The organism is Phenylobacterium sp. (assembly GCF_041691455.1).
Lineage (GTDB): Bacteria > Pseudomonadota > Alphaproteobacteria > Caulobacterales > Caulobacteraceae > Phenylobacterium.
The window spans coordinates 207,481-232,653 of sequence record NZ_JBEPUO010000003.1 but is presented as its reverse complement, the minus strand read 5'-3'; the positions used below and the strand labels follow the sequence as shown (position 1 = coordinate 232,653).

Sequence of the window (25,173 nt, the reverse complement as noted above, 5' to 3'; positions counted from 1 at the left end):
TCCGGTTTTCGGCTAGATCACCCCCAGCGCACCCCAAAACCCCATGGCGAGGCCGAGCGCGCGCAGGTCGCCGGTGGTGGTGCCGGCCATCTTGTTCATGGCGTAGGCCAGCGTGGTGCGGGCCTTCATGTCGATGATCACCAGCGAGCCGCCGTAGCCGCCCCAGAACATGCTGTCGGCCGGGTTGGGCAACGGGATCATGCCGCCGCCCAGGCCGAAGCCCATCCCGAAACGGGCCGGCGTGGTGAGGACCAGGTCCTGGCCTTCAATCTGCAGCTCCAGCGCCTTGCGGCAGCCGGCCTCGGACATGAAGCGCTTGCCCCTGGCCATGCCGCCGTTGGCCAGGATGGTGTGGATCTCGGCGACCGAGCGGGCGTTGCCGGTCCCGCCGGCGGCCGGAATTTCCGCGCCGCGCCAGCCCCGGGTGCGCGTGGCCGAGACATCGACGCTCGGATTGTTGAAGCTGACGGCCTGGATCCTGGTCTGCTGGCCGTCGCCCGCGGCCTGGCCGGGGGGCGGCGGGATCAGCTCGGCGACGCGGCCGTCTTCCGAGGTCGGCAGGCCGATGTGGAAGTCGGCGCCCAGCGGCTCGGCGATCTCCTCGCGGAAGAAGGTCCCCAGAGATTTGCCGGTGATCCGCCGCACGACCTCGCCCACCAGGTAGCCCTGGGTGATCGCGTGGTAACCGGCCGCGGTTCCCGGCGTCCAGAGGGGCGCCTGGGCGGCGAGCAGGGCGGTGACCTTCTGCCAGTCGTAGAGGTCTTCGGTGGTGACCTCTTCCGTCCAGCCCGACAGCCCCGCCGAATGGCTCATCAGGTGGCTGACCTTGACGGCCTCCTTCCCGTTGGCCGCGAACTCCGGCCAGTAGCGGGCGACTGGCGCACCGAAATCGAGCTCGCCGCGATCGGCGAGCAACAGGGCGCAGAGCGCGGTCATGGTCTTGGTGGTCGAATAGACGTTGACGATGGTGTCCTTCTCCCAGGGCCGGGTCTTCGCGGCGTCGGCGAAGCCACCCCAGAGGTCGACCACCGTCTCGCCCTCGAGCGTCGCGCAGAAGCAGGCGCCCACGTCGGCGCCGCTGGCGAAGTTCTCCTCGAAGGCCTCGCGCACCGGCGCGTAGCGATCCTGGGTGAAGCCCTGAACGGAACCGTCGGCCATGGCCGTCTCCTCATGTCGTCGCCTTCCCCCTTACAGGAGCGGGCTTAGGCGGTCACCCTGCGGGTCGGGACCAGCCACCACAAGGCGACGACGGCGGCGAACAACCCCAGATAGGCCGCCCCGAACCCCCAGATCGGCAGCGGCCAGTAGATCAGGCGGTTGACCCAGCGCTCGATCAACGGGGGTCCGCTCGTTCCTGTCAGCCGATCCTGCCACAGCGTCAGGAAGCAGGCGCGGCCCATCAGGGCCTGCAACGCCACCACGCTCCAGGAGGCGATGTGCGCGATCCGCCACCAGCGGACACGGACCCAACGCCATCCCAAGGCGGCGCCGAGCGGAATGGCGATGAGGCCCAGAACATTGAACGCGATCACCGCCAAATGGAGGGCGAGGACAAGCAGGGCGGCGGCGGCGGCGCTCATGATGACGCTAGAAGAACGCGAAAGCGCACCAAGGCCAACCTCAGACCTTGACTGTAGCGCTCCGTCCGGTGAAATCCCGCCCAATCTTCGGGGAGATTTTCGATGCGCAAACTGATCGTTCTGGTGGCCGCGGCTTCGGCCCTGCTGGTGGCGAGCTGCAACACCGTCGCCGGCGCCGGCAAGGACGTCTCGGCGGCCGGCAAGGCGGTCACCCAGACCGCTGACGACGCCAAGCACTAATCGCGGGGGATGCGGCGCGGCGGCGAAGCGCCGCCCGCCGTTCCCCGCACGGCTTCAGGCCGAGTGGCCCAGCCTTAACGCGCACAACACCTATTCCAGGCGAATGTGGGTCGCCCGCACCCTAGGGGCGAGTGACCGTCCCGGACGCGTGTATGGCGCAAGCTGCTGTCCTGACATCGATCGACGGCCGTCCGGACCCTGGACGGATCGCCGGACTGCTCGCCGCCGGAGGTGACGAGCGCATCGTGCTCGACCCGCAGACCGGCCTCAACCGCTACGGCTGCGCGGCGGCGCCCCACGATGGCCTCGCCGCATTCGGATCGTCCACCGCCTCGGTGATCTCCGGTTCGGCCTACGACGCGGCCGCCCGGGCCGCGGCGCGCATCACCGCCGGACCGGCCGACGCCTACGCGCAGGAGATGACCGGCCTTCGCCGGCGCCTGGCCGCCCTGTGCGGCCTGCCCGAGGCCGCCGCCGGTGACCTGATCCTCGCGGCGTCCGGCACCGACCTGCATCTGATCGCCGCCACCCTGGCCTCGGACGGCCGCCGCCCGCTGACCGCCCTGCTGGCCGCTCCCGCCGAGACGGGACGCGGCGTGCCGGACGCGGTCCGGGGCCGCCGGTTCGCCGCCTTGACGCCGCACGGCCGGGCCGGTGACGCCGGCGAGCCGCTGGCCGGGGCCGTGTGCGGCGAAGCCATCGGAATCCCGGTCCGCGAACCGAGCGGCGTCCCGCGGCCAACTGAAGCGGTCGACGCGGACTTCGAGCGCGCCTGCGCCTTGGCGATAGAAGGCGGCGCGCGGGTGCTGCTCAGCCTCGTCGATGTCTCGAAGACCGGCCTGGTCGCGCCGAGCCCGGACTGCGCGAGCCGGCTCAAGGCGCGCTTCGCCGGCGCGGTGAGCGTGCTGGTCGACGCCTGCCAGTTCCGGATCTCCAACGCGACGCTCGCCGACTATCTGCGCCGGGATTTCCTGGTGGCGGTCACCGGATCGAAATTCCTCGGAGGCCCGGCGTTTTCAGGCGCCCTCCTCGTGCCGCCGGGCGAAGCCGAAGCGCTGCGTCACCGAGCCCTGCTGCCCGCGCTGGGCGACTATTGCGGCCGCCAGGACTGGCCGGAAGCCTGGCTCGGACGCCGCCTGCTCCCCGATCGGCCCAACCCCGGGATGATGCTGCGCTGGGAGGCCGCGCTGCATGAACTCGCCGCCTTCCGGAGCTTGCCGGAGGATAGCGTGGCCGGGTTCCTGGCGGCCTTCGGCGCGGCGGTTTCGCAGGCCATGGGCGAGGCCGGAAACCTGGAACCGCTCCCCGCGCCCCTGCTGCGGCGGACGGCGCCTGGGGCCTGGGACGCGCAGCAGACGATCTTCTCCTTCCTGCCGCTCGGGCGCCGTGGGCCGCCGAGTCCCGAGCAGACGCAGGCGCTGCATCGCGGGCTGATGCGCGCGGCCTCGCCGGTGCATCTGGGACAGGCGGTCTCAGTCGGCGTCCGCGACGGCAAGCCGCTGACCGCGCTTCGTCTTTCGCTGAGCGCCCGGCTGATCGTCGAGGCCCTGACAACGCCGAACGGAGGCGCCCGGGTGATCGCGCGGGCGCGCGGCGCCCTGGCCGCTGCCGCCGCCCTGGCAGCACCCCTCTAGGGGCTGCGGCGCGGCCGGCCAAAACCTCACAGACGCCGGGAGAAACCATCCTCTGCGACAGGTGCGGCGGATTCGCCGGGCCGGCTTTCCTTTCCTTCGCGGGGGGCCCATATGCTGGCCATGGCTGAGATCGTCCATCCACTGAGGCGTTCGCTGTTCCGCGGCCTTGCCGGACGTTGCCCGTCCTGCGGCCAGGGCAAGCTGTTCTGGAAATACCTGAAGGTGAACGGCCGCTGCGAGGTCTGCGACACCGACCTCGCCCGCTATCCCGCCGACGACGGCCCGGCCTATCTGACCATCCTCCTGGTCGGCCACCTGGTGGTGGCGCCGATGCTGTTCTTCCCGATCGTCTGGCGCTCGAACCCGGCCTACTCCCTGCCGCTGATCCTGATCCCGCTGGCGGCGCTGACGCTGGCGCTGCTGCCGCGCATCAAGGGCGGCTGGATCGGGCTGATGTACGCCATGGGCGTCAAGGACACCGACGCCCACCTGCACACCGCCGACGCCGCCGACTAGCCCGCCGGCCGATCCGCGCCGGAACCTCTACCGTGACCGTCCGTTTGCTCGCGCAGCCGACATCACACGGAGGAGAGACGCGTGGGCCTGATCCTGATCATCATCCTGGTTCTGCTGCTGCTGGGCGCCCTGCCCACCTGGGGCCATTCGCGCAGCTGGGGCTACTATCCGAGCGGCGGTCTCGGCCTGATCCTCGTGATCATCATCGTGCTGGTCTTGCTGGGCAAGATCTAGCGCAGCCCCTGAGGTAGCGAACCAACCCGGCGTTCGGCGCCGCCGAACGCTCACGGAGTCCTTGCCGGGCGATTTTCGGGCGCCTCGCGGCTGAAAATCGCCTAGCATCTCCCCGCAACAAGCGGGGGATGCATGGCGCAGGGCGGAGCGACGGCGGAGGCGACCCCTGGGCCGATTACCCCAGGGCCGATGTCGGCGCTCAAGCGCATCAAGGCGATCCTCGGCGGGTCGGCCGGCAACCTCGTCGAGTGGTACGACTGGTTCGCCTATTCCTCGACCAGCCTCTATTTCGCCGCCCACTTCTTCCCCAAGGGCGACCAGACCGCCCAGCAGCTGCAGACCGCGGCGATCTTCGCGGCCGGCTTCATCGCCCGGCCGGCGGGCGCCTGGCTGATGGGGATTTACGCCGACCGGTCGGGACGGCGCGCGGCGCTGACCCTGTCGGTGGCCCTGATGAGCCTGGGCTCCTTCGCCATCGCCATCCTCCCGACCTTCGCCCAGATCGGCGTCCTGGCGCAGCTCGGCCTGCTCGCCGCGCGCCTGGTCCAGGGCCTGTCGCTGGGCGGCGAATATGGCGCCAGCGCCACCTACATGTCGGAGATGGCCGGCGCGAAGCATCGCGGCTTCTGGTCGTCCTTCCAGTACACCAGCCTGATCGGCGGCCAGGTCGCGGCGCTCGTCGTGCTGGTGGTCCTGCAGCACGTGCTCTCCAAGGCCGACCTGGCGGCCTGGGGCTGGCGCATCCCCTTCGCGGTCGGCGGCGTGCTGGCCATCGTGGTCTTCTGGATCCGCACCGGTCTCGACGAGACCCGCTCCTACCTCAACGAGACGGCGGCGACCTCCGAGCGGGGCCGCACCATGACGCTGATCCGCCAGCATCCCCGCGAGTTCTGGATCGTCCTGGTGCTGACCGCCGCCGGCTCCTTGGCCTTCTACGCCTACACGACCTACATGCAGAAGTTCCTGGTCAACACCGCGCACTTCTCCAAGGACACCGGCACGGCGATCATGGCCGGCGTGCTGGTGCTCTACATGGTGATCCAGCCGGGCGTCGGCTGGCTGTCGGACATCGTCGGGCGCAAGACCACCATGGCCGTGGGCCTGGGGCTGGGCGCGCTGGCCACCTATCCGGTGATGACCGCCATCAGCGATGCGGGCTCGGCGCTCGTGGCCTTCGGCCTGGTGATGATCCTGGTGCTCTGCCACTCGGGCTATTCGGCAGTGAACGCGGTGGTCAAGGCCGAGCTCTTCCCGGCGCATGTGCGGGCATTGGGCGTCTCGCTTCCCTATGCCCTGGCCAACGCCCTTTTCGGCGGCACCGCGGAATACATCGCCGAATGGTTCAAGGCGGCCCACGTCGAAAGCCGCTTCTATATCTATGTGGCCGTCGTCATGGGCGTCGGGGCCATCGCCGCCGCACGCCTGCGGAACACCAACGTCACCAGCCTGATCGCCGATGATTGAGCTCAGCCCCCTGAACCTCGCCGCCGTCAGCCTGTTCGGCGTCTGCTGGCTGTTCTACCAGCCGTTCCTGAACCTCATGGGCCGGCGCGGCGGGGCGGTGATCAACACCGATCTCATGGTCGTGCGCACCGCCTGGATGCACAACATGGCGCGGCGCGAGAACCGCTTCATGGACGGCCAGCTGCTGGCCCAGGCGCTGAGCTCGTCCTCCTTTTTCGCCTCCTCCAACCTGCTGCTGATCGCGGCGCTCGCCGGCGTGCTGTTCGGGGGGCAGACCAGCTACCGCAACGTCTCCAGCCTGGTGGCGATCAACAGCTCTTCGAGGCTCCTGTTCGAGGGCCAGCTCGCGCTGGTGCTGCTGACCCTGGCCCGCGGCCTGCTCGACTTCATCTGGGGCATCCGTCAGCTCAACTATGTCCTCGCCGCCATCGGGGCCACGCCCGAGCGGGCGGACGATGCGACCCACCACGCCTTCGGGGACGCGGCCGGCCGGCTGCTCAACCCGGCGCTCCATTCGGTGAATTCCGGGGTCCGCGGCTACTATTTCGCGCTCGCCGCCGCGGCCTGGCTGTTCGGGCCGATCCCGTTTATCGCCGCGACCCTGGGCGCCGTCACCCTGCTGGTCTGGCGGCAGCGCCGCTCGCCCGCGGCCCACGCCATCGCCGACCTGCGCAAGCTGCTGGAAAACCCGCCCGCGCCCCCCACCTGAGAAAGGCAGGAAGCCCGGTCGAATCCCGGCCAGGCGGCGCGTCTCTCAGATGACGCGGCCCTTCGCGTCGGCCAAGCTGGCCCCTGAAGAGGACGAGACCCATGCAATATCTGCTGCTGATCTATACCGACGAGAAGCTCTGGGATCCCGCGACCGGCACCGCGCCGGCGGTCCTGCAGGAGATCACCGCGGCCCACATGCGGCTGGGCGCCGAGCTGCAGGAGGCAGGCGCCATGGTCGGCGGCAACCGGCTGCAGCCCACCGCCACCGCCACGACCGTGCGCACCGTGGCCGGCTCGCAGAGCCTGCACGACGGACCCTACGCCGAGACCCGCGAGCAGCTCGCCGGCTACTACCTGGTGGAGGCGCCCGACCTGGATGCGGCGATCGCCTGGGGCAAGAAGATCCCGGGCGGCCCCAACTACGCCGTCGAAGTCCGCCCCGTCCATGTGATGTAGGCCCATGGCGCGGGATGCGGCGCAGATCCTGGCCGAGGCCGTGCGCGAGGCGGGCGACCGCATCCGCGCGGCGCTCGCCATCCGCTTCCGCGACCTCGACATGGCCGAGGAGGCCTTCGCCTTCGCCAGCCTGCGCGCGGTGGAGACCTGGCCGCGCGACGGCGTTCCCCGCGATCCGGCCGCCTGGCTCTATGCGGTCGGGCGGCGGCGGGCCTTCGACATCGGCCGCCGGACCAAGGTGCGCGAGACGGCGGTCCATGACGCCCCCGAACCCGCGCCCAACCCCGAGACCATCCTGATGGCGGCGTTCGAGCCGATCCCCGACGAGCGGCTGCGGCTGATCTTCGTCTGCTGCCACCCGGCGCTGGCTCCCGAGGCGCGGATCGCGCTCACCCTGCGCACGCTCTGCGGCCTGTCGGTGGAGCGCATAGCCCGCGCCTGGCTGACCACCGAGGTCGCCATGCTGCAGCGGCTGACCCGGGCCAAGCGCAAGATCCGCGACGCCCGGATCGGCTTCGAGATCCCCGAGCCCGACGCCTGGGGCGAGCGTCTGGACGCCGTCCTGGCCACCCTGGAGATCGCCTACGCCCAGGCCTATGAGGACGCCGCCCTCGCCTCGGACGCCGCGGACCTGGCGGCCGAGACCCTGCGGCTCTCCGGCCTGCTGGCCGAACTGCTGCCTGAGGAGCCGGAGGTGCTGGGGCTGGCGGCGCTCGTCCGGCTCACCGAATCCCGCCGCCCCGCGCGCCTCGACGCCGCCGGCGCCATGATCCCACTCTCCGAGCAGGACGTGCGGCTTTGGGACGGCCGCCTGATCGCCGAGGCCGTGGCCCTGATGCGCCGGGCCGCCGAGCTCGGACGCAGCGGCCCCTACCAGCTGATGGCCGCGATCCACGCCGCCCACGCCTCGCGGCTGGAGATCGGGACCACGCCCTGGAGCGATGTGGTCACGCTCTACGACATCCTCATGGCCGTGCGCCCCTCCGCCGTCACCGCGGTCAACCGCGCGGTGGCGGTGGCCGAAGCGCAGAGCGCCGAGGCCGGCCTGGCGGCGCTGGCCACGGTCGAGGGTCCGGAACGTCTCGCCGCCTGGCTTCCCTACCAGGCCGCCCGCGCCGGCCTCTACGCCAAGGCCGGCCGGGACGCCGAGGCGGCCGAAGCGCTGAAGGCCGCGCTCGCCTTGCACCCCGCTCCCGCCGAACGCCTGTTCCTGGAACGCAGGCTGGCCGCGCTCGGCGCCTGAGCCTTCCCTTCTGGCCCGGCGCTTGGAATAAGGCTCCCAGCATGGACGCCGAGCTCAATCTTTCCACCGCCCCGTTCCGCGACCCGCGCTATGCGCCGCGAAAGCTGGAGGTCGAGCGGCGGGCGGGGGACGAGATGGTGCTGACCAACCCGACGCCCCATTCGACCGGGTTCCAGACCATGACCGCCGGCCTGGCGCATTGGGCGCAGGCCGCGCCCGACCGGGTATGGCTGGCCGAACGCTCCGGCGAAGGCTGGCGGACCGTCACCTTCGCCGAGGCGCATAGGCGGGTGGCCGCGATCGCCGGCGGCCTGCGGGCGCTCGGCGTCATCGGCCCCGCGCCGTTGCTGATCCTGGCCCACAACGGCATCGAGCATGCGCTGATCGGCTATGCGGCGATGAGCCAGGGCATGCCGATCGCGCCGGTCTCGCCGCAGTACGGCCTGAAGAACGCCCAGCCCGAGCGGCTGGCGCGGGCCTGCGAGGTGCTGAAGCCGGCGGCGGTCTACACCGACGACGCGGCGCTGTTCGCTGACGGGCTCGCTTCGCCGAGCCTCGCCGGACTGCCGGTCATCGCCTCGAGGAACCCGCGGGACAGAGACATCGCCTTCGAAGCCCTGCTGGCCGGCTCGCCCGCCGTTGCGACCGCCAGCCCAGCCGACCATGCCAAGTACCTGCTGACCTCCGGCTCGACCGGCCACCCCAAGGCGGTGATCTGCAGCCATGCCAACGTCTGCCTGAACTCCGCCCAGATCGCCGCCTGCTACGACGATCCCGACCCGCCGGTGATGGTCAATTCCGCGCCCTGGAGCCACAGCCTGGGCGCCAACTCGATCCTGCACATGGGCGTGCAGCGGGGCGGCACGCTCTACATCGACCACGGCCAGCCGACCGCCGCGCGGTTCGGCGAGACGGTGCGGAACCTGCGCGAGATCTCGCCCACCTACCAGAACATGGTCCCGGCCGGCTGGATGCTGTTCGTCGACGAGCTTGAGAAGGACCAGGCGCTCGCCCGGCGGTTCTTCGAGCGGGTGCGGGTGCTGCAGTACGGCGGCGCGGCGCTCGGCCAGGCGACCGCCGACCGCATCCAGGCCGTCGCCGTCCGCACGGTCGGGGAGAAGATCAGCTTCGCGTCCGGCTATGGCGCGACGGAGACCGGCCCCACCGCCTGCAACGTCCACTGGCCCAACGACCGCATGGGGATGATCGGCCTCCCGATCCCGGGGACGTCGGTGCGGCTGGTCCCGCAGCCCGGCAAGCTCGACTTCCGGGTGAAGGGACCGCAGATCACCTGCGGCTACCTCGGCCAGCCGGAGCTATCGGCGCGCGCCTTTGACGACGAAGGTTTCTATGTGATCGGCGACGCCGCCCGCTTCGTCGACCCAGACGATCCCGCGCAGGGGATGATCTTCGACGGCCGGCTCTCGGAGAACTTCAAGCTCGCCAGCGGCACCTTCGTGGGCGTCGGCGACCTGCGCATCGGCGCGGTGGGCGCGATCGGCGGGGCGGTCACCGACGCGGTGGTCTGCGGCGAGGGCGAAGAGGCCGTGGGCCTCCTGCTCTATCCCAACCCCCGCCTGGCGCCCGCCGAGGTCGCCGCCGCGGTGCGCGCGGGCCTCGAAGGCTTCAACGCCAGGGCCCGCGGGTCCGGCGGCCGGGTGGCGCGCGCCCTCGTCCTGCCTGACGCCCCCGACGCCGCGTCCGGCGAGATCACCGACAAGGGCTATATCGCCCAGGCCCTGGCCCGCGCCCGGCGCGCCGGAGCCATCCAGAAGTTGTTCGCCGACCCTCCTCCTCCAGACGTGATGGTGTTCTGAACATGAACGGCGCCGACGCCCTGCTCGCGACCCTTGTCGCCAACGATGTGACCGCCTGCTTCGCCAACCCCGGCACCAGCGAGATGCAGTTCGTGGCGGCGCTCGACCGCAAGCCCGAGATGCGGCCGGTGCTCTGCCTGTTCGAGGGCGTGGCGACCGGCGCCGCCGACGGCTACGGCCGCATGGCCGACAAGCCGGCCTGCACCCTGCTGCATCTGGGTCCCGGCTACGGCAATGGGATCGCCAACCTGCACAATGCGCGGCGCGCCTTCACGCCCGTGGTCAACGTCATCGGCGACCACGCCACCTATCACCGCCAGTACGACGCCCCGCTCAACTCCGACATCCCGGCGCTGGCCGCGCCCAATTCGCTGTGGGTGAAGTCCGCCGACAGCCCCGACGCGGTGGCGGGCCTCGCCGCCGAGGCGGTGGCCGCGAGCTTCGGACCGCCGGGCGGCCCGGTCAGCCTGATCCTGCCCGCCGACAGCGCCTGGCTGGAGACCAAGGGCGAACCGATCATCGCTCAGCGGACGGTGCGGCCGGCCCCCGCCGGCTCGGCCGTGGACGCCGCGGCCAAGGCGCTGAAGGCCGCGGCGAAACCGGTGATCCTGATCGGCGGCCAGGCCTGCCGCGCCGAGGGCCTGGTCCAGGCCGCCCGCCTGCAGGCCGCCGGCGTCAGGATCGTCTCAGACACCTTCGTCGCCCGCCAGCCGCGCGGGGCCGGGCACTTCGCCCCCAGCCGCATGCAGTACTTCGGCGAGATGGCGCTGAGCGACCTGGCCGGCGTCGACCTGATGGTCTTCGCCGGGACCACCGAGCCGGTGGCCTTCTTCGCCTATCCGAACCGGCCGAGCGTGCTGGTCCCCGAGGGCTGCAAGACCCTGACGCTCGCCGCGCGGGCCGAGGACGCGGTCGCCGGTCTGGCCGCGCTGGCCGACGCCATGGGCGCCCCGAAGCAGGGCCCGAGCCAGCCCCTGAAGCGCCCCGAGGCCGCCCCGTCCGGCCCGCTCAGCGCGGCGATGGCCGGCCTCTCCGTCGCCCGCCACCTGCCGGAGGGCGCGATCATCTGCGACGACAGCGTGACCTCCGGCGGCGGCATCGCCGTGCCGGCCCTGACCGCCGCCCCGCACGAGGTGCTCGCCCTGACCGGCGGGGCGATCGGCATCGGCCTGCCGCTGGCCGTCGGCGCCGCGGTGGCGGCCCCCGAGCGCAAGGTGGTCTCGCTGAACGGCGACGGAGCGGCGATGTACACCATCCAGGCGCTCTGGACCCTGGCGCGCGAGAACCTCGACGTCACCGTCGTGGTCTTCGCCAACAACAGCTACCGCATTCTCAACATCGAGATGGCCCGCACCGGGGCGGGCGACGCGGGGCCCCAGGCCGCCAAGCTGCTGGGTCTGGGCGACCCCTCGATCCACTGGGTCCCGCTGGCCAACGGCCTGGGCCTGCCGGCCGTGCGCTGCGCCACGGCCGAGGAATTCGAGACCGCCTTCGCCGGCGCCATGGCCCGCCGCGGCCCGATGTTCATCGAAGCGGCGATCTAGGGGCGAACCTCGCCCCTCCCACCATTCCCATGAATGGGAAGGGCAAAGAAAGGCCCGCGGGGCGCGAACCCCGCGGGCCTCTTTGGAGTTGCCTGAGGGCGAAGAGCGGCTAGCTCTTGGCCTTCGGCTTGTTGGTCGGCAGCGTGCAGTTGCCGGCGAAGCTGCAGGCCACGGCTTCCTTCGCCGTCTGCGGATCGCTGAACGCGATCATGTAGCCCGGCAGGCCATCGGAGCAGGCGACCTCCAGGCGGATCGTGCCGTCCGCGGCCTTCAGGGGCGAGCCGACCGAGGAGACCGTGCATTCCTTCTTGTCGAACTTGCGCAGGTCGGCGGTCAGGGCCGCGTAGTCGGGCTTGCCCAGGGTGCACTTGTAGCCGGCGACCAGAGCGTGACCGCAGTCCAGCACCTTGCCCTTGCCGGTGGCGGGGAACATGCCGATCGCGCCGGCGCCGTCCGCGCAGACCAGTTCGACCACCTCTTCGGCGCCGCGGGTCGGGAAGATCGCATAGCGGGCCACCGTGCAGCTGGAGCCGGAGTTCTTGGCGAGCTTGGTGTAGAGGCCGGCCTGCTCGGCCGTGGCCGCGCGGCTGTCGGTGAGCTTGCAGGTGTCTCCGGGCACCTTGGCGCAGTCCAGGGTCTCCTTCACCGCGCCGGCGGTGACCTTGTAGATGTAGCCCTTGCCATTGTCGCAGGCGACTTCGTAGCCCTCGGTGCCGTCGGTGAAGAGGCCGACGAAGCGGCGATCCTTCACGGCGCAGCCGTTGTTGGCGAGCTTGGCGTAGTTGTCGATGACCGTCAGGCGGGTGGCGGCGGGCGCCAGGATGCACTTGATGTTGCCCTCGGCCGCGTCATAGCCGAGGCAGTTGGCTGCGGTCGCCGGCTTGTTGACGTCGAGGGGCGTGCTGGCGGTGATGATGTAACCGACGCTGCCGCCGGGACAGGCGACCTCGATCAGGGTGTTGGTGGCGGTCTGGCCGATACCGCGGATCGCGTCCGGGGCGCAGGTGATCTTGGCCGAGGCGAACAGCGGCGCGAGCGCCGGCTTGAGGTCGAGGTTGCCCGGCAGCACGCAGGTGTTCGGCGACTTGGTCGCCGGATCGGCGGGGTAGTTCACCAGCAGGCAGCTGAAGGCGTTGGGCGTGGTGGCCGTGGTCTGGACCAGGAAGCCCGGCTGGTTCTCGCAAGCGACCTCATAGAGGCTGGAGCCGAGCGAGCCGGTCTTCTTGTCCGCCGCGGCCTTGCCCACCAGCCGCGCGTCGGTGACCTTGCAGGGCGCACCAGCCGCGGCGATCAGAGCCGGCGCGTCGGCCATACCGGCCTTGCGGTCCTCGGCGCGGACGGCGGACGGCGCGGCCTTCGCGGGGGCGGCCATGGCCGCGGCCGGGGCCATCATGGCGACGATGAGGGCCGCGAGCAGCCCCAATCCAATTGGCCTCATGACTTCAGTCTCTCCTGGACGTTTGGTGGGGCGTTCGCCCCTTCCGCGCACATAAGCGCCATGAACGTCGCAGGGGTCAAGATGACCCTGTAACACTGGGGAACTTTGACGCACTTCCAAAGGCTTAGCCGACGTCTTCAGGTTGCGCCGAAGGGCGCCGCAGCTCGAATCTCAGGCGCCGCGCACCGTCAGGTGCGCGCCCGCGACGCCGGTGACTTCCACCCGCGAGCCCGCCTCAAGCGCCTCGCCGTCGTCGAGCACCGCTGCCCACTCCTTGCCGTCGATGAACACGCGCCCGGCGCGGTCCCGGAAGGCCGACACCACCCGGCCGTGATGACCGACCAGCCGGCCCACGTTGTCGTTGACGTCATGAGCCGGATGACTGAGCAGCGAGCGCGGCAGGTAGCGGCGCGCCAGCACCGTCGAGGCGATGGTCAGCACCGCGAAGGCCAGCACCGCCTGCGGCAGGCCGAGATCGGCGAAGGCCGCCAGCACCCCTACCGCGCCGGCCGAGGCCGCGGGCCAGAGCAGCCACCCGGAACCGGTCGCCACCTCGATGGCCAGCAGCGCCGCGGCGAGCGCGATCCACACCCAGAACGGGTAGGCCGCATAGAAGGTGGTCAGGTCGGGCATGGCTCAGCTCCCTGCCGGCGGAACCGCCGTGCCGCCGCGGCTCGCCGGCCGGGCGCTCCCGCCGCGCGGCGGGATCGGCGGCTGCTCGGCCTGGGCGGTCCTGACGAGTTCGGCGATGCCGGCGATGGAGCCCACAAGCGAGCCCATCTCGGCCGGCACGATCACGGTCCTCTGCTGCGGGCTCTCGGCCAGCTTGCCGAAGGCCTCCACGTATTTCTGGGCGATGAAGTAGTTGATCGCGTTGACGTCGCCCTTGGCGATGGCGTTGGAGACCAGCTCGGTGGCCTTGGCCTCGGCGCCGGCGGAGCGCTCACGGGCCTCGGCGTCGCGGAAGGCGGCCTCGCGCCGGCCCTCCGCCTGCAGGATCGCCGACTGCTTCTGGCCCTCCGCCACGGTGATCGCGGCCTGTTTCTCGCCGTCCGCCTCGGTGATCACCGCGCGCCGCTCGCGCTCGGCCTTCATCTGGCGGGCCATGGCGTTGGTGATGTCCGGCGGCGGCTGCAGGTCCTTGATCTCGATGCGCGCCACCTTCACGCCCCAGGGACTGGTCGCCTGGTCGATGACCTCCAGGAGGCGGGTGTTGATCTGGTCGCGCTGCGACAGCACCTCGTCGAGCTCCATGTTGCCGACCACGGTCCTGAGGTTGGTCATGGTCAGCTGGGTGATGGCGAAGTCGAGGTTGGTCACCCGATAGGCGGCGGCCGAGGCGTCCATCACCTGGATGAAGACGATGGCGTCCACCTGCACCGAGACGTTGTCCTTGGTGATGACGTCCTGGCGCGGCACGTCCAGCACCTGCTCCATCATGTTGATGCGCCGTCCGATGCCCTCGACGAAGGGGGTCAGGAAGCTGATGCCGGGCTTCAGGGTGCGGGTGTAGCGGCCGAACCGCTCGATGGTCACTTCCTGGCCCTGCGGGACGATCTTGATGGCCCCCAGCGCGACCACCAGGGCCAGCACCAGGAAGACCGCGGCGACGATGAAACCCATGAACAACTCCTCAGAAGGCCCCGAAGCTTAACCACCGCGCGCGGTCCGACGCTACGGAAACCGCGAGGCCACGCTCGCGCCCAATTCCGAGGTCTGATAGCGCTCGATGATGTTCTGGAAGACCGCGACCCTTCTCGCCGCCGCCCTGCTGATCGCCGGCGCCGCGCCAAAATCCCCGGCGCCGAAGCCCGCGGCCGGCAAGGCCGCGCCCACGAAGACCGCGCCGCCGAAGGCCATGGCCGCGCCGGTGGCCAACTTCGACGCCCGCAATCCGGCCAGCGTCGTCGAGCTGATGAACGCCGGCGGCGGCAAGGCGGCCATCGCGCGCAAGGACCCGGACGCGGTGCTGGTCACGGTGACCTCGGTGGCGGCCAACTTCAGCCTGCAGTTCGCCGCCTGCGACGCCCAGGGCCGCGCCTGCAAGGCCGTGCAGTTCGACTATCTGGAGGACAGGCCCGGCCCAAGCTTCGCCCAGCTCAACGCCTTCAACCAGACCTCGGCCACCTGCCGCGGGACCGAGGACAAGTCCGGCAAGCCGCACGTGCTCTATTCGACCCTGCTGTTCGCCGACGAGCCCTACGAGCACTTCCGCACCCACGTGCTCGCCTGGACCGGCTGCATCGGCGAGTTCCGCAACTTCCTGAAGGATCCGTCGGCCTACCTGGCCGCCGCGCCCTAGCGGGCGCGGCCCCCTTTGGCGCTGCGCGCCATTTCCCCCGAAGGGGAGAATTACCGCCCTAGGCCGGGACCTTCGCCCGCAAGGCCGAGACTCGGTCGATGGCGGCCTCCGCCTCGGCCATGATCCGCTTCACGATCTCGCCGGCCGGGGCCACGTCGTGGACGCCGCCCGCCGACTGGCCCATGGCGAAGGCCGACTTGTCGGCGTCGAGCCCCTCAATCTGGCCGCCGATGCCGCCCATGACGCCGGCGCGGCTGGAGAGGATCGCCTGGGCGGGGAAGGGCTGGATCTCGGCCGGCCGGCGCTCCCAGTCGTCGACATAGGGGTTCTTCTTCACCCGCATGGGTTTGCCCGAATAGCTGCGGGTGCGGATGGTGTCCTCGTCGGAGGCCTCGACGATCACGTCGCGGTACATCTGGCCGGCGTGCGCCTCCTCCGAAGCGATGAACCGCGTGCCCAGCCAGACCCCGACCGCGCCCAGGCTGAGCGCCGCGGCGAGGCCGCGCCCGTCATAGAGCCCGCCCGCCGCCACCACCGGGATCTTCACCGCCTCCACCGCCTGGGCGACCAGCGGCATGGTGCCGACAAGGCCGGTGTGGCCGCCGCCCTCGCCGCCCTGGCAGATCACCGCGTCGCAGCCGGCCTGCTCGGCCTTCACCGCGTGCTTCACCGCCCCGCAGACCACCATCACCTTGAGGCCGCCCTTCTTGAGCCGCTCCATGATCGGCATCGGCACGCCCAGGCCCGCCACGAAGGACGAGGCGCCCTCCTGGACGATGATCTCCACCGAGGCCTCCAGGCTCTCCGGGCTGGCGGCCAGCAGGTCGACGCCGAACGGCTTGTCGGTCAGGGTCTTCACCTTGCGCATCTCGTCGCGGATGAAATCCGGCGAGCGGCCCGCCATGCCCAGCACGCCATAGCCCCCGGCGTTGGAAACCGCGGCGACGAGCTCGGCGTAGGAAACCCCGCCCATGCCGGCCAGCATGATCGGGTGCTTCACGGCCAGGAGGTCACAGAGCTTGGTATGTAAAGTCATCGCGGGTTTCCTCGATTTTGCGGCACGATGGCGCCCCCGACGAGGGATGCAAACCATGACGTCGGGGCAAAGGAGGCGCCGATGTCGGACACCGAGACGAACCTTGCGACCGCCCGGGCCTATCTGAAGGCGCTCGAAGAGGCGCGGCCCCGGGACGCCGCGCAGTATTTCGCCGCGGACGTCGTCCAGATCGAACACCCCAACCGGCTGAAGCCCAAGGGCGACCGGCGCTCGATCGCGGCCATGCAGGCCGACGGCCAGAAGGGCCTCTCGATCCTGCGCAGCCAGACCTACGAAATCCAGAGCGCCGTGGCCGGTGAGGACCGGGTGGCGCTGGAGGTCCTGTGGACCGGCGTGCTGAACGTGCCGCTGGGCGAGCTGAAGCCCGGCGACGCCATGACCTGCTTCTCCGGCATCTTCCTCGACTTCAAGGACGGCAAGATCACCGGCCAGCGCAACTTCGACTGCTTCCCGCCCTTCTGAGCGGCGGCAGCCTCAGAAGATCGCGTAGCCGCCGTCGATCAGGAAGCTGTCGCCGGTGTGGAAGCCGGAGGCGTCCGAGGCCAGGTAGACGGCCATGCCGCCGAAGTCCTCCGGCTCGCCCCAGCGGCGGAACGGCACGCGCTTGATCACCGCGTCGTTGAACTTGTCGTTGCCTTGCGCGCCCGCGGTCATGTCGGTGGCGATCCAGCCCGGCAGGATGGCGTTGGCGCGCACGCCATAGCGGGCGTGCTCCACGGCGATCGCCCGGATCATCGAGATCACCGCGCCCTTGGTCGAGGCGTAGGCCTCGTTGCGCGCCGCCCCGTCGATGGCGCTGAGCGAGGAGGTCACCACCAGCGAGCCGCCGGCCTTGTCGCCCTGCCCCGCCCGCTCGACCATGTGCTTGCAGGCCTCGCGGAAGGTGAAGAACACCCCGTCGAGGTTCACCGACAGCACCCGGCGGTACTGTTCGGTGGAAAATTCCGAGAAGGAGGGCGCGCCGCCGCCGACCCCGGCGTTGGCGATCACGGTGTCCACGCGGCCCATCTTGGCGACGGCCTCGGCGAAGCCGGCAGTCACCGCATGCTCGTCGGCGACGTCGATCGTCTGGGTCAGCACCCTGACGCCATGGGCCTTGAGGCTGCCTTCCGCAGCGGCGTTCTTGTCCGCGTTGGTGCCCCAGATCACGATGTCGGCCCCGGCCTGGGCCATGGCGTCGGCCATGCCGAGCCCGATGCCGCCGTTGCCGCCGGTGACCAGCGCCACCTTGCCCGTCAGGTCGAACGGCTTGTAGGCCATGACCGCTGCCTCCCTCTTCTCGTTGCTATTGGGCGGTCCAGCCGCCGTCGATGACGAACGACGCGCCGGTGGCCGAGGCCCCCTGGTCGGAGACCAGATAGAGCAGCTGGCCCGCCAGGTGGCCGTACTGCACGAAGGTCTTGTTGGGCTGGGCGGCCAGGATCACGTCCTCGATCACCCGGTCCTCGGGGATGCCGCGCGCCTTGGCCTGGTCGACCACCTGGGCCTCGATCAGCGGGGTCTTCACATAGCCAGGGCAGATGCAGTTGACGGTGATCCCGGTGCGCGCCAGCTCCACCGCGCAGGCCTTGGTGAAGCCGACCACCCCGAACTTGGCGGCCACATAGGGCGCTTTGAACGCCGAGGCGACCAGGCCGTGAGCCGAGGCGATGTTGACGATCCGCCCGCGGCCCTGGCCCTTCATGATCGGGATCGCGGCCTTGGTGGCGTGGAAGGTCGACGACAGGATCACCGCGATCAGGGCGTCCCACTTCTCCTCCGGATATTCATCGACCGGGCCCACGAACTGGATGCCGGCGTTGTTGACCAGGATGTCGAGGCGGCCGAATTCCTTCACCGCATAGGCGATCAGGTCGGCGATCTCCTTGGGCTTGGTCATGTCGGCGGCGTGGTAGCGGACCGCGGCGTTGGTTTTCTGCTGGATCGCCAGCCGGTCAGCCTCGATCTTCGCCGGATCGCCGAAGCCGTTCAGCACGACGTTGACGCCCTGCTCGGCCAGCGCGGTCGCCAGCGCCTGGCCGATGCCGGAGGTCGAGCCGGTGATCACCGCCACCTGGCCCTCGAGCTTGTAGTCCACGGCCATGGTCAGGCCTCCTCTTTGAGCTTGGCGCGCTGGGCGGCGCGGGTTTCGGCGACCGGCGGCGGCTGCGGCCGGGCGAAGGTGAAGTCCTCGTCGCTGGAGAGCGAGGCTTGGAAGCGGTAACCGTCGACATCGAAGGCCCTGAGATCGGCGGCGCGCTCGATGCGGTTGTCGATGGCGAACCGGGCCATGGCCCCGCGCGCCCGCTTGGCGAAGAACGACATGATCCTGGCCTCGCCGTCCTTCTCCTCGAGGAAGCGGCAGCTCACCACCGGGGCCTTCAGCGCGGCGCGGTCGACAGCGCCGAAGTACTCCTGGCTGGCGCAGTTCACGACCGTGCGTTCCTTGTGGCCCGTCAAGGCCGCGTCGAGGGCCTCCGAGACCTTCGGACCCCAGAAATCGTAGAGGCTCGCGCCCCGCCTGGTCTTGATCCGCACGCCCATCTCCAGCCGGTAGGGCTGGATGGCGTCGAGCGGGCGCAGCACGCCGTAGAGGCCGGAGAGGATCCGCAGATGGTCCTGGGCCCAGCCCAGCGCCTTCTTGTCCAGCTCGCGGGCCCGAAGGCCGAGATAGACGTCGCCGTTGAAGGCGAAGGCCGCCTGCAGCCCGTCCTCGCTCCCGGGCTGGAAGGCCTGGAACCGCTCGCGGTTGAGCTTCGCCAGGGCGTCGGAGAGGTCCATCATCCGCTTCAGGTCGATGACCCGAAGCTTCTTCGTGACCTTGGCCAATTCGGCGGTGTGGTCGGCGAGCTCCGGCGCGGTCATGCCGACGGACGGCGGCGCGGCGGTGAAGTCGAGCGCCTTGGCCGGGGAGAGGACGATGAGCATCGCCAATCCCTGTGGCGCGAGTTCAAGGGCAAGCCAAGGCCTGACTTGCTCCGCCCCGCCTTTTGCCGGGGATTCAGGCGGCGGCGGGCGTCCTGCGGCCACGCTGCTGGCGAAGCATCGACCCGGCGCCGAAAAGCCCGCCGATCAGGCTGACCCAGATCGCCGGCTCCGGGATCGCTTCGGCGATGGTCAGGTGTTGTAGCGCCAAGGTTGCGGAGGTGTGCCGGAAGTCGGAATCGAGGATATCGATTTCCCCATCGCCGGACCCGTCAACATCCAGCCGCGAGGTGAGATCGGCGGGCATCGAGGTCGGATGGAAGTTGGCCAACAGGCTCGCGCAGAAAAATCCAGGCGACGCGCAGGTCGAGGCGCTGTGGAAGATGTCGTTCTCGTCGCCGAACTCGAGGAAGGCCGAACCGTCGAATTCCGCCTGGAAAATCTGGCGGACGCCGTTGATCTCCACCGAGGCCAGAAGGACCGGCGAGACGGTCCCCGGCGCGTCGCCCGTCCCGCCGAAAACCCCGACCTGGGACAGCGGAAAATCGACACTCTCACCGAGGTCGGTGTCGTATTTGAAGCTCAGCTTGAACGCCGAACCGGCGACGCCGTCCGTATGGAAGGCGCCCCCGGACATCGATGACACGACCCCGTCATAGGTCGCCACCATGACCTTGGCCGAAGCCCCCGAGGCCGCGCAAAGCCCGAACGCCGCCACGCAGGCGGCGCCACACAGTTTGCTGATCACAAAATACACTCCAAAGTGGTGAATTCTGCTTAAGCCTAGGGGTCACAGATGTAACCGGCAATAAGCAAGACACCACCTAGGATAGGCGAAATGACGCCTAGAAAAGGACCCGCGGATTCATGATCCGCTTGGGATCGAGCGCCTTGCGGATGGCGGTCAGGGCCTCGATCTCGACGCTCGACTTGTAGCGCCGGGCCTCCTCGGTCTTCATCGAGCCCAGGCCGTGCTCGGCGCTGATCGAGCCGCCCAGGGAGGCCACGATATCGTGGACGATCCGCGAGCCCTGGTCGCGCCGGGCGGCGTGCGCGGTGTCGGACGCCCCGTCGACGCGCAGCACGTCATAGTGGATGTTACCGTCGCCCATGTGGCCGAAGGCGGCGATCCGGCAGCCCGGTGCGAAGGCCCGCATCGCCGCGTCGGCCTCGGTCAGGAACGCGGCCACCTGGCTCACCGGCACGGAGACGTCATGCTTCCAGGTGGCGCCCTCCGGCTTCTGGGCTGGCGACTGGTTCTCGCGGATGGCCCAGAGCGCCTTGGCCTGGGCGTCGGTCTGGGCGACGACGGCGTCGCGGACCAGGCCGTCCTCCAGGCCCGACGCCAGGAAACGCTCCATGGACGCCTCGGCGGACCCGGGCTCGCCGGAGGAAAACTCCGCCAGCACGTACCAGGGGTGGACCTGCGCCAGCGGATCGCGGGTCCCGGCGATGTTCTTCAGGGCGAAGTCGACGCCGAGGCGGCCCATCAGCTCGAAGGCCTCCACCGCCCCGCCGGTCTCGTCCTTGGCCCGGACCAGGAGCTTGATGGCGGTCTCCGGATCGGCGACCCCGATCATCGCCACCGCGCGGGACGCCATCACCGGATAGAGCTTCAGCGCCGCGGCGGTGACCACGCCGAGCGTGCCCTCCGCCCCGATCAGCAGCTGTTTCAGGTCGTAGCCGGTGTTGTCCTTGCGCAGCCGCTTCAGCCCGTTCCAGACCTCGCCGTTCGGCAGCACGGCCTCAAGCCCCAGCACCAGGTTGCGGGTCATGCCATAGCGCAGCACCTGGGTGCCGCCAGCGTTGGTGGAGACGAACCCGCCGACCGTCGCGGAGCCTTCCGAGGCCAGGCCCAGCGGGAACCGCCGCCTCAGGTCGGCCGCCGCCGCGTGGATCGCCGAGAGCGTCACCCCGGCCTCGGCCACCAGCACGTCATCGAAGGTGTCGCTCTCGCGGATCGCCCGCAGGCGCTCGGTGGAGAGCAGCACCTCGCCCATCGGGATCTGGCCGCCGACCAGGCCGGTGTTGCCGCCCTGGGTGGTGATCGGCGTGGCGGATTCGCAGCAGATCCCCACCACCGCCGCCACGTCGGCCGTGGTCTTCGGCAGCGCCAGGAACGGCGTCTCGCCGCTCCAGCGGTCGCGCCATTCGAGCAGCTTGGGCGCCAGCCGCTCCGGGTCCTGGCTCCAGCCGCCCTCCCCCAGCACGGCCTTCAGGCGGGAGAGCACATCGGCGGGAACGGGCGCGGTCATGCGCTCAATGTAGCGCCGCCGCCCTAGCCGACAAACCCCGCAGCCCGGCGCAGGCGGTCGTTGATCGCCTCGCCGAGGCCGGTCTTGGGGATCGGCGCCACGGCGATGCCGGAGGCGCCCGACCGGTCCGCGGCGCGCAGATAGGCGAAGAGGTTAGCCGCCGCCTCGGCCAGGTCGCCCTCGCGGCTGAGGTTGAAGGGCTCCGCGCCGTCCCGCCCGAAGCCCAGCCAGGCCTCGCCGGCCCGGGGCTCGGTCACCTCCAACCGCAGCGGCAGGTTCGGCGCATAGTGGCGGGCCAGGCGCCCGGGCGAACGCCTGGCGTCCGCCTCGGCCTCGGACAGCGGCCCGATCTCGGCCTCGATCTCGGCGCGGGTCACCGAGCCCGGCCGCAGCAGCCGCGCCTCGTCCAGCAGGGCCACGACCGTCGACTCCAGGCCGATCCGGCAGGGCCCGCCATCGAGCGCCAGGGCCGCGGCCGCCCCGGTCTCCTCCACCGCGTCGGCGAGGGTCGTGGGGCTCGGGCGGCCGGAGCGGTTGGCGGAGGGGGCGACCAGCGGACCGCCGAAGGCCGCCAGCAGGGCGTGGGCCAGTGGGTGGGCCGGCGCGCGCACCGCCACGGTGTCGAGACCCGCGCGGGCCAGGTCGCAGACCGCGCCCTCGTCGGCGACCGGCAGCACCAGGGTGAGCGGTCCGGGCCAGAACCGCGCCGCGAGCCGTTCGGCGCGGTCGTCGAAGCGCGCGACCCGCCGGGCCATGGCGACGTCGGCGACATGGGCGATCAGCGGGTTGAAGGCGGGCCGGCCCTTGGCCTCGTAGACCTTGGCCACGGCGCGCGCGTCGCTGGCGTCGGCCGCCAGGCCATAGACCGTCTCGGTCGGCAGGATGATCAGACCGCCCGCCTTCAGCGCGGCGGCGGCGCTCTCTAGCTCGGGAGAACTGGCGATGTCGGCGGCGTGGTCCACGGCGGCTGGTTACACCGCCGGGGCCGGACCTGTCCTACTTCTTGGGCTTGGTGAACTTGTAGATGAACTGGTCGGTGTGGCCGCGGATCGCCTTGTCGAACACCACCTTCTTGTGGTCGTCGGCCGGGTTCTTGAGCACGTCGCTCTCGCCGGCGAACACGAAGCCCGCGTCGGTCACCTGCTTCTTGACGATGGCCGGGTCGATGCGGTGCAGGGTGTCGGTGTCGCGCATGCCGGACCCGGCCTCGGCCGCGTGGTCGACGATCAGGAAGGTCCCGCCCGGCTTCAGCGCCTTGAAGACCGCCCGGTTCAAGACCATCGGGTCGATCTTGCCCATGAATTTGTCCGGATAGTCGTGATAATTCTGGACCGTGAACACCAGGTCCACGGGCTCGGGCGCCGCGAAGGCCGCGCCGGGCTGCAGGATCACCGAGGTGTTGGGATAGCCGGTCTTGGCGAGGTCGGCGTTCTTCACCGGGTCGGGCTGGGCTTCCTTCGCATATTCGTTCGGCCAGACCATGTAGACGTGGCCCTTGGGGCCCACGACCTTCGAGAAGACCTTGGTGAAGTAGCCACCGCCCGGAATCAGGTCGACGACCTTGTCGCCGGCCTTGACGCCGGAGAAGGCGATGACCTCGCCGGGGTGGCGGCGGGCGTCGGCGTCACGGTCGGCGTCGCGGCCCTTGTCGGCGACGGCGGCGGAGATGGCGGGCGAAAGCGCGGCGGCGGCCGCGCCCACCATAAGGACGCTGGCGGCGGCGCAGGCGGCCAGGAGCAGGCGTTTCATGATCTCATCCTGAGCAAGGTGAAGCTGCCGCCAAGCTCCGGCGCGGCTGCGCCCCTGTCAATGAGCCCCGGTCACCGCTTGTCGCTCGTGGCGGTCAGTTGGACGTGTACGCTGACCTTCGCCGGGATCTGGTCGGTGGCCGTGAACTCGCCCTGGCCGACGCCGAAGGCCGTCCGGTCGGGGCTGGCGTCGCCGCTCATCCTGGCCTTGCCGTCGGCGATGGTCAGCCTGAACGGCAGGTCGACCGGCTTCTTCACCCCACGCAGCTCCAGCGCGCCGTGCGCCACATAGCGGTCCGCCCCGGTCTTCTGGAACTTCGTCGCGGTGAAGACCGCCTTCGGGTGGGTGGCCGTATCGAACCAGTCGGCGGCCGGCAACGAGGCGTCGCGCTGGGCGTCGCCGGTCTTGGCCGAGGCCATGTCGATGGTCACCGTCACCTTCGATTTGTCGAGCGCCTCGGGCGCGAACAGGATGTCCGCCTTCCAGGTGTCGAACCGGCCCTGCACGGGGTCGCCGCCCCAGCTCGTGGCGAAGGTGAGCGCGGAGCCCGGGGCGACCTTCCAGGCGACCGGCTCTGTCGAGGGCGGGGCGGCCGGCGCGGCAGCCGCGGCGCCCGCGCTCGGCGCCGCTGCGGAGATCGCGGCGGGCGGCGCCTCAGCCGCCGGCGTTGCGGGCTCGGCGGCGGCCGGCGGCGGGCCCTGGGCCGGATGCGGCGGCTGCACCAGCGTGCCGAAGGCTGCGGCGCCGGCCACGACGAGGACGATCAGCAACAGGCGCGGATCCCACCAGCGCCCGGCGACAGCGCCCGGCGCCATGCGCGAGAGCACCGGCGTGTCGCGCTCGAAGAGCTGGTGCTTCAGCGCGCCGGCCACGTGCAGGACGAAGAGCGCGTAGAAGCCCCACGCCAGGAGCCCATGGCCGTTCTCGCCGACGGAATGGGCGAGCTTCCGGGTGGCGTGGTCGAGACCCTCGATCCCCGGGATGTTCGGCCACAGCACCTGGCCGTAGAGCAGGGTCGGGATCTGGATGCGGCTCGTGGAGACCATCAGCCAGCCGGTGAGCGGCATGCCGATCATGATCACGTAGAAGCCCCAGTGGACGATCTGCGACAGAACGATCTCCCAGCGCGCCAGGCCGGGGGGTTCGGGCGGCGGCGGGTTGGTCAGCCGCCAGCCCAGCCGCAGGATGCTGAGCACCAGGATCGTCACCCCGATCGACTTGTGCAGCTGCAGGAGGGCGAAATTATCCGGCGTGCGCGGGCCGCCCATCCGCCAGGCGACGGTCACCTGGGCCACGATGGCGAGCGCGATCAGCCAGTGCAGGGCGATCGCGACGCTCGCATAGCGGCTGCGGCCGGCGTTGGGGCCGTTGCGGACTGCGGTCATGGAGGGCCTTCCTGCTGCGCCTGGCGGCGGTCTACTTCTTTTCGAACTCGCCTTCGAAGATCACATCAACCTCGTCGGCGGTGAACTGGTTCAGGAAGACGTTGTTGACCCCAAAGTCGGACCGCTTGATCTGGGTGGTTCCGGAGAACCCCAGGCGGGTGCCGAGCGGCGTCACCCCGTGGCCAGCGCCCGCGAAGGTGACGTCCAGGGTCACCGGCTTGGTCACCCCGTGGAAGGTGAGGTCGCCGGTCATGGTCCCCTTGCCGTCCTGGCCCTGGAGGCTCGTCGAGACGAAGCTGATGGTCGGGTATTTATCGGCGTCGAAGTAGCCGGCGATCTGCTTGTTGAACGACGGGTCGTTGGTGTCGACGGACTTGGGATCGACGGTGAAGGTCACCTTGGTCGCCTGCCAGTTGGCCGGGTCGTAGGTGAAGCCGCCGTCCAGGCCGTTGAGGCGCAGGGTGTAGTGCGAAAAGCCCATGTGGACGATCTTCGCGGTCAGGCTCGCGTGCCGCTTGTCGAGCACGTAGGTCCCCGCCGGGACCTTCGCCGGGTCCTGGATCGAGGGATTGGCCAAGGCCGGCCCGCAGAGCACCGCCGAAACCACCAGGGCCACCGCTATCGTGCGCGTCATCGTACCGTCT

At 70.4% G+C, this 25,173-nt stretch carries 27 protein-coding genes; 12 read left to right on the top strand and 15 right to left on the bottom strand.

Annotated features, from left to right (window positions below):
• Window positions 1–12: 12 nt before the first annotated feature.
• Together ACESMY_RS07600 and ACESMY_RS07595 are read right to left on the bottom strand one after the other, a co-directional pair.
• The gene (locus ACESMY_RS07600) at window positions 13–1,158 is read right to left on the bottom strand and encodes a serine hydrolase domain-containing protein (protein WP_372783843.1); all 1,146 of its coding nucleotides are present in this window, start codon (window positions 1,156–1,158) and stop codon (window positions 13–15) included.
• Window positions 1,159–1,202: 44 nt separating this feature from the next.
• On the bottom strand, window positions 1,203–1,580 hold the full coding sequence (locus ACESMY_RS07595) for a DUF2784 family protein (RefSeq protein ID WP_372783841.1): 378 nt from the start codon (window positions 1,578–1,580) through the stop codon (window positions 1,203–1,205).
• A gap of 102 nt (window positions 1,581–1,682) precedes the next feature.
• Between ACESMY_RS07595 and ACESMY_RS07590 the strand changes: the two genes are divergently transcribed.
• The 10 genes from ACESMY_RS07590 to ACESMY_RS07545 all read left to right on the top strand — a co-directional run bounded on the left by ACESMY_RS07590 (window position 1,683) and on the right by ACESMY_RS07545 (window position 11,439).
• Window positions 1,683–1,820, top strand: coding sequence for an entericidin A/B family lipoprotein (locus tag ACESMY_RS07590; RefSeq protein ID WP_372783839.1), 138 nt, complete (start codon window positions 1,683–1,685; stop codon window positions 1,818–1,820).
• 152 nt (window positions 1,821–1,972) lie between these two features.
• Window positions 1,973–3,454 (top strand): hypothetical protein, encoded by a 1,482-nt coding sequence (locus ACESMY_RS07585; RefSeq protein ID WP_372783837.1) that lies wholly within the window; start codon window positions 1,973–1,975, stop codon window positions 3,452–3,454.
• 111 nt (window positions 3,455–3,565) lie between these two features.
• Window positions 3,566–3,970 carry a DUF983 domain-containing protein gene (locus tag ACESMY_RS07580; RefSeq protein WP_372783835.1) on the top strand — a complete coding sequence of 135 codons (405 nt, stop codon included), beginning with the start codon at window positions 3,566–3,568 and terminating at the stop codon, window positions 3,968–3,970.
• An 81-nt stretch (window positions 3,971–4,051) separates the two neighbouring features.
• Window positions 4,052–4,204, top strand: a complete 153-nt coding sequence (locus ACESMY_RS07575) for a DUF3309 family protein (RefSeq protein WP_372783833.1) — start codon at window positions 4,052–4,054, stop codon at window positions 4,202–4,204.
• A 132-nt stretch (window positions 4,205–4,336) separates the two neighbouring features.
• A complete protein-coding gene (locus tag ACESMY_RS07570) occupies window positions 4,337–5,668 on the top strand; it encodes an MFS transporter (protein WP_372783831.1) in 1,332 nt (443 codons plus the stop codon).
• Entirely contained in the window at window positions 5,661–6,377 is a 717-nt protein-coding gene (locus tag ACESMY_RS07565) for a DUF599 family protein (RefSeq protein ID WP_372783829.1), read from the top strand. Before ACESMY_RS07570 ends, ACESMY_RS07565 begins: the two co-directional genes overlap by 8 nt.
• 101 nt (window positions 6,378–6,478) lie before the next feature.
• Window positions 6,479–6,835 (top strand): YciI family protein, encoded by a 357-nt coding sequence (locus ACESMY_RS07560; protein WP_372783827.1) that lies wholly within the window; start codon window positions 6,479–6,481, stop codon window positions 6,833–6,835.
• Window positions 6,836–6,839: 4 nt separating this feature from the next.
• Entirely contained in the window at window positions 6,840–8,078 is a 1,239-nt protein-coding gene (locus ACESMY_RS07555; RefSeq protein ID WP_372783825.1) for an RNA polymerase sigma factor, read from the top strand.
• 41 nt (window positions 8,079–8,119) lie between these two features.
• Window positions 8,120–9,895, top strand: coding sequence for a feruloyl-CoA synthase (locus ACESMY_RS07550; protein ID WP_372783823.1), 1,776 nt, complete (start codon window positions 8,120–8,122; stop codon window positions 9,893–9,895).
• A gap of 2 nt (window positions 9,896–9,897) precedes the next feature.
• Window positions 9,898–11,439: an acetolactate synthase large subunit gene (locus ACESMY_RS07545; protein ID WP_372783821.1), complete on the top strand. Its 1,542-nt coding sequence runs from the start codon at window positions 9,898–9,900 to the stop codon at window positions 11,437–11,439.
• Between the two features lie 109 nt (window positions 11,440–11,548).
• On the opposite strand, the gene ACESMY_RS07540 is transcribed toward ACESMY_RS07545, so the two are convergent.
• The 3 genes from ACESMY_RS07540 to ACESMY_RS07530 form a co-directional block, all read right to left on the bottom strand.
• Complete coding sequence (locus tag ACESMY_RS07540; protein ID WP_372783819.1) at window positions 11,549–12,877, bottom strand: hypothetical protein; 1,329 nt, start codon at window positions 12,875–12,877, stop codon at window positions 11,549–11,551.
• A gap of 171 nt (window positions 12,878–13,048) precedes the next feature.
• Window positions 13,049–13,510, bottom strand: a complete 462-nt coding sequence (locus ACESMY_RS07535; protein WP_372783817.1) for an NfeD family protein — start codon at window positions 13,508–13,510, stop codon at window positions 13,049–13,051.
• Window positions 13,511–13,513: 3 nt separating this feature from the next.
• Complete coding sequence (locus ACESMY_RS07530; protein WP_372783815.1) at window positions 13,514–14,500, bottom strand: SPFH domain-containing protein; 987 nt, start codon at window positions 14,498–14,500, stop codon at window positions 13,514–13,516.
• A 109-nt stretch (window positions 14,501–14,609) separates the two neighbouring features.
• Here ACESMY_RS07530 and ACESMY_RS07525 point away from each other — a divergent pair, with 109 nt between their 5' ends.
• Window positions 14,610–15,179 (top strand): hypothetical protein, encoded by a 570-nt coding sequence (locus tag ACESMY_RS07525; RefSeq protein WP_372783813.1) that lies wholly within the window; start codon window positions 14,610–14,612, stop codon window positions 15,177–15,179.
• 58 nt (window positions 15,180–15,237) lie between these two features.
• Here ACESMY_RS07525 and ACESMY_RS07520 read toward each other — a convergent pair whose 3' ends face one another.
• Window positions 15,238–16,215 carry an NAD(P)H-dependent flavin oxidoreductase gene (locus ACESMY_RS07520; RefSeq protein ID WP_372783811.1) on the bottom strand — a complete coding sequence of 326 codons (978 nt, stop codon included), beginning with the start codon at window positions 16,213–16,215 and terminating at the stop codon, window positions 15,238–15,240.
• An 81-nt stretch (window positions 16,216–16,296) separates the two neighbouring features.
• On the opposite strand from ACESMY_RS07520, the gene ACESMY_RS07515 reads away from it, so the two are divergent.
• Entirely contained in the window at window positions 16,297–16,698 is a 402-nt protein-coding gene (locus ACESMY_RS07515; protein WP_372783809.1) for a nuclear transport factor 2 family protein, read from the top strand.
• A gap of 12 nt (window positions 16,699–16,710) precedes the next feature.
• Here the strand turns inward: ACESMY_RS07515 and ACESMY_RS07510 are convergent, their stop codons facing one another.
• The 9 genes from ACESMY_RS07510 to ACESMY_RS07470 form a co-directional block, all read right to left on the bottom strand.
• Window positions 16,711–17,496 carry an SDR family NAD(P)-dependent oxidoreductase gene (locus ACESMY_RS07510; protein ID WP_372783807.1) on the bottom strand — a complete coding sequence of 262 codons (786 nt, stop codon included), beginning with the start codon at window positions 17,494–17,496 and terminating at the stop codon, window positions 16,711–16,713.
• A 25-nt stretch (window positions 17,497–17,521) separates the two neighbouring features.
• Window positions 17,522–18,319: a 3-hydroxybutyrate dehydrogenase gene (locus tag ACESMY_RS07505; protein ID WP_372783805.1), complete on the bottom strand. Its 798-nt coding sequence runs from the start codon at window positions 18,317–18,319 to the stop codon at window positions 17,522–17,524.
• Between the two features lie 2 nt (window positions 18,320–18,321).
• Window positions 18,322–19,143, bottom strand: coding sequence for a peroxide stress protein YaaA (gene yaaA / locus ACESMY_RS07500; RefSeq protein ID WP_372783803.1), 822 nt, complete (start codon window positions 19,141–19,143; stop codon window positions 18,322–18,324).
• A gap of 73 nt (window positions 19,144–19,216) precedes the next feature.
• On the bottom strand, window positions 19,217–19,888 hold the full coding sequence (locus tag ACESMY_RS07495) for a hypothetical protein (protein ID WP_372783801.1): 672 nt from the start codon (window positions 19,886–19,888) through the stop codon (window positions 19,217–19,219).
• A gap of 97 nt (window positions 19,889–19,985) precedes the next feature.
• A complete protein-coding gene (locus ACESMY_RS07490) occupies window positions 19,986–21,395 on the bottom strand; it encodes an FAD-binding oxidoreductase (protein ID WP_372783799.1) in 1,410 nt (469 codons plus the stop codon).
• A gap of 23 nt (window positions 21,396–21,418) precedes the next feature.
• A complete protein-coding gene (locus ACESMY_RS07485) occupies window positions 21,419–22,357 on the bottom strand; it encodes an L-threonylcarbamoyladenylate synthase (RefSeq protein ID WP_372783797.1) in 939 nt (312 codons plus the stop codon).
• 34 nt (window positions 22,358–22,391) lie between these two features.
• The gene (locus tag ACESMY_RS07480) at window positions 22,392–23,144 is read right to left on the bottom strand and encodes a class I SAM-dependent methyltransferase (RefSeq protein ID WP_372783795.1); all 753 of its coding nucleotides are present in this window, start codon (window positions 23,142–23,144) and stop codon (window positions 22,392–22,394) included.
• Between the two features lie 71 nt (window positions 23,145–23,215).
• Window positions 23,216–24,529 (bottom strand): cytochrome b/b6 domain-containing protein, encoded by a 1,314-nt coding sequence (locus ACESMY_RS07475; protein ID WP_372783793.1) that lies wholly within the window; start codon window positions 24,527–24,529, stop codon window positions 23,216–23,218.
• A 31-nt stretch (window positions 24,530–24,560) separates the two neighbouring features.
• The gene (locus ACESMY_RS07470; RefSeq protein WP_372783791.1) at window positions 24,561–25,163 is read right to left on the bottom strand and encodes a YceI family protein; all 603 of its coding nucleotides are present in this window, start codon (window positions 25,161–25,163) and stop codon (window positions 24,561–24,563) included.
• Between the last annotated feature and the right edge of the window lie 10 nt (window positions 25,164–25,173).

Excerpts from the sequence above, each read along its gene's own strand:
- ACESMY_RS07550 (WP_372783823.1), top strand. The coding sequence starts at position 8,120 with ATGGACGCCGAGCTCAATCTTTCCACCGCCCCGTTCCGCGACCCGCGC.
- ACESMY_RS07545 (WP_372783821.1), top strand. The coding sequence starts at position 9,898 with ATGAACGGCGCCGACGCCCTGCTCGCGACCCTTGTCGCCAACGATGTG.
- ACESMY_RS07510 (WP_372783807.1), bottom strand. The coding sequence starts at position 17,496 with ATGGCCTACAAGCCGTTCGACCTGACGGGCAAGGTGGCGCTGGTCACC.
- ACESMY_RS07595 (WP_372783841.1), bottom strand. The coding sequence starts at position 1,580 with ATGAGCGCCGCCGCCGCCGCCCTGCTTGTCCTCGCCCTCCATTTGGCG.
- ACESMY_RS07565 (WP_372783829.1), top strand. The coding sequence starts at position 5,661 with ATGATTGAGCTCAGCCCCCTGAACCTCGCCGCCGTCAGCCTGTTCGGC.
- ACESMY_RS07470 (WP_372783791.1), bottom strand. The coding sequence starts at position 25,163 with ATGACGCGCACGATAGCGGTGGCCCTGGTGGTTTCGGCGGTGCTCTGC.
- ACESMY_RS07490 (WP_372783799.1), bottom strand. The coding sequence starts at position 21,395 with ATGACCGCGCCCGTTCCCGCCGATGTGCTCTCCCGCCTGAAGGCCGTG.
- yaaA (WP_372783803.1), bottom strand. The coding sequence starts at position 19,143 with ATGCTCATCGTCCTCTCCCCGGCCAAGGCGCTCGACTTCACCGCCGCG.
- ACESMY_RS07590 (WP_372783839.1), top strand. The coding sequence starts at position 1,683 with ATGCGCAAACTGATCGTTCTGGTGGCCGCGGCTTCGGCCCTGCTGGTG.
- ACESMY_RS07540 (WP_372783819.1), bottom strand. The coding sequence starts at position 12,877 with ATGAGGCCAATTGGATTGGGGCTGCTCGCGGCCCTCATCGTCGCCATG.
- ACESMY_RS07555 (WP_372783825.1), top strand. The coding sequence starts at position 6,840 with ATGGCGCGGGATGCGGCGCAGATCCTGGCCGAGGCCGTGCGCGAGGCG.
- ACESMY_RS07585 (WP_372783837.1), top strand. The coding sequence starts at position 1,973 with ATGGCGCAAGCTGCTGTCCTGACATCGATCGACGGCCGTCCGGACCCT.
- ACESMY_RS07480 (WP_372783795.1), bottom strand. The coding sequence starts at position 23,144 with ATGAAACGCCTGCTCCTGGCCGCCTGCGCCGCCGCCAGCGTCCTTATG.
- ACESMY_RS07530 (WP_372783815.1), bottom strand. The coding sequence starts at position 14,500 with ATGGGTTTCATCGTCGCCGCGGTCTTCCTGGTGCTGGCCCTGGTGGTC.
- ACESMY_RS07475 (WP_372783793.1), bottom strand. The coding sequence starts at position 24,529 with ATGACCGCAGTCCGCAACGGCCCCAACGCCGGCCGCAGCCGCTATGCG.
- ACESMY_RS07535 (WP_372783817.1), bottom strand. The coding sequence starts at position 13,510 with ATGCCCGACCTGACCACCTTCTATGCGGCCTACCCGTTCTGGGTGTGG.
- ACESMY_RS07520 (WP_372783811.1), bottom strand. The coding sequence starts at position 16,215 with ATGACTTTACATACCAAGCTCTGTGACCTCCTGGCCGTGAAGCACCCG.
- ACESMY_RS07560 (WP_372783827.1), top strand. The coding sequence starts at position 6,479 with ATGCAATATCTGCTGCTGATCTATACCGACGAGAAGCTCTGGGATCCC.
- ACESMY_RS07515 (WP_372783809.1), top strand. The coding sequence starts at position 16,297 with ATGTCGGACACCGAGACGAACCTTGCGACCGCCCGGGCCTATCTGAAG.
- ACESMY_RS07505 (WP_372783805.1), bottom strand. The coding sequence starts at position 18,319 with ATGGCCGTGGACTACAAGCTCGAGGGCCAGGTGGCGGTGATCACCGGC.
- ACESMY_RS07525 (WP_372783813.1), top strand. The coding sequence starts at position 14,610 with ATGTTCTGGAAGACCGCGACCCTTCTCGCCGCCGCCCTGCTGATCGCC.
- ACESMY_RS07580 (WP_372783835.1), top strand. The coding sequence starts at position 3,566 with ATGCTGGCCATGGCTGAGATCGTCCATCCACTGAGGCGTTCGCTGTTC.
- ACESMY_RS07570 (WP_372783831.1), top strand. The coding sequence starts at position 4,337 with ATGGCGCAGGGCGGAGCGACGGCGGAGGCGACCCCTGGGCCGATTACC.
- ACESMY_RS07600 (WP_372783843.1), bottom strand. The coding sequence starts at position 1,158 with ATGGCCGACGGTTCCGTTCAGGGCTTCACCCAGGATCGCTACGCGCCG.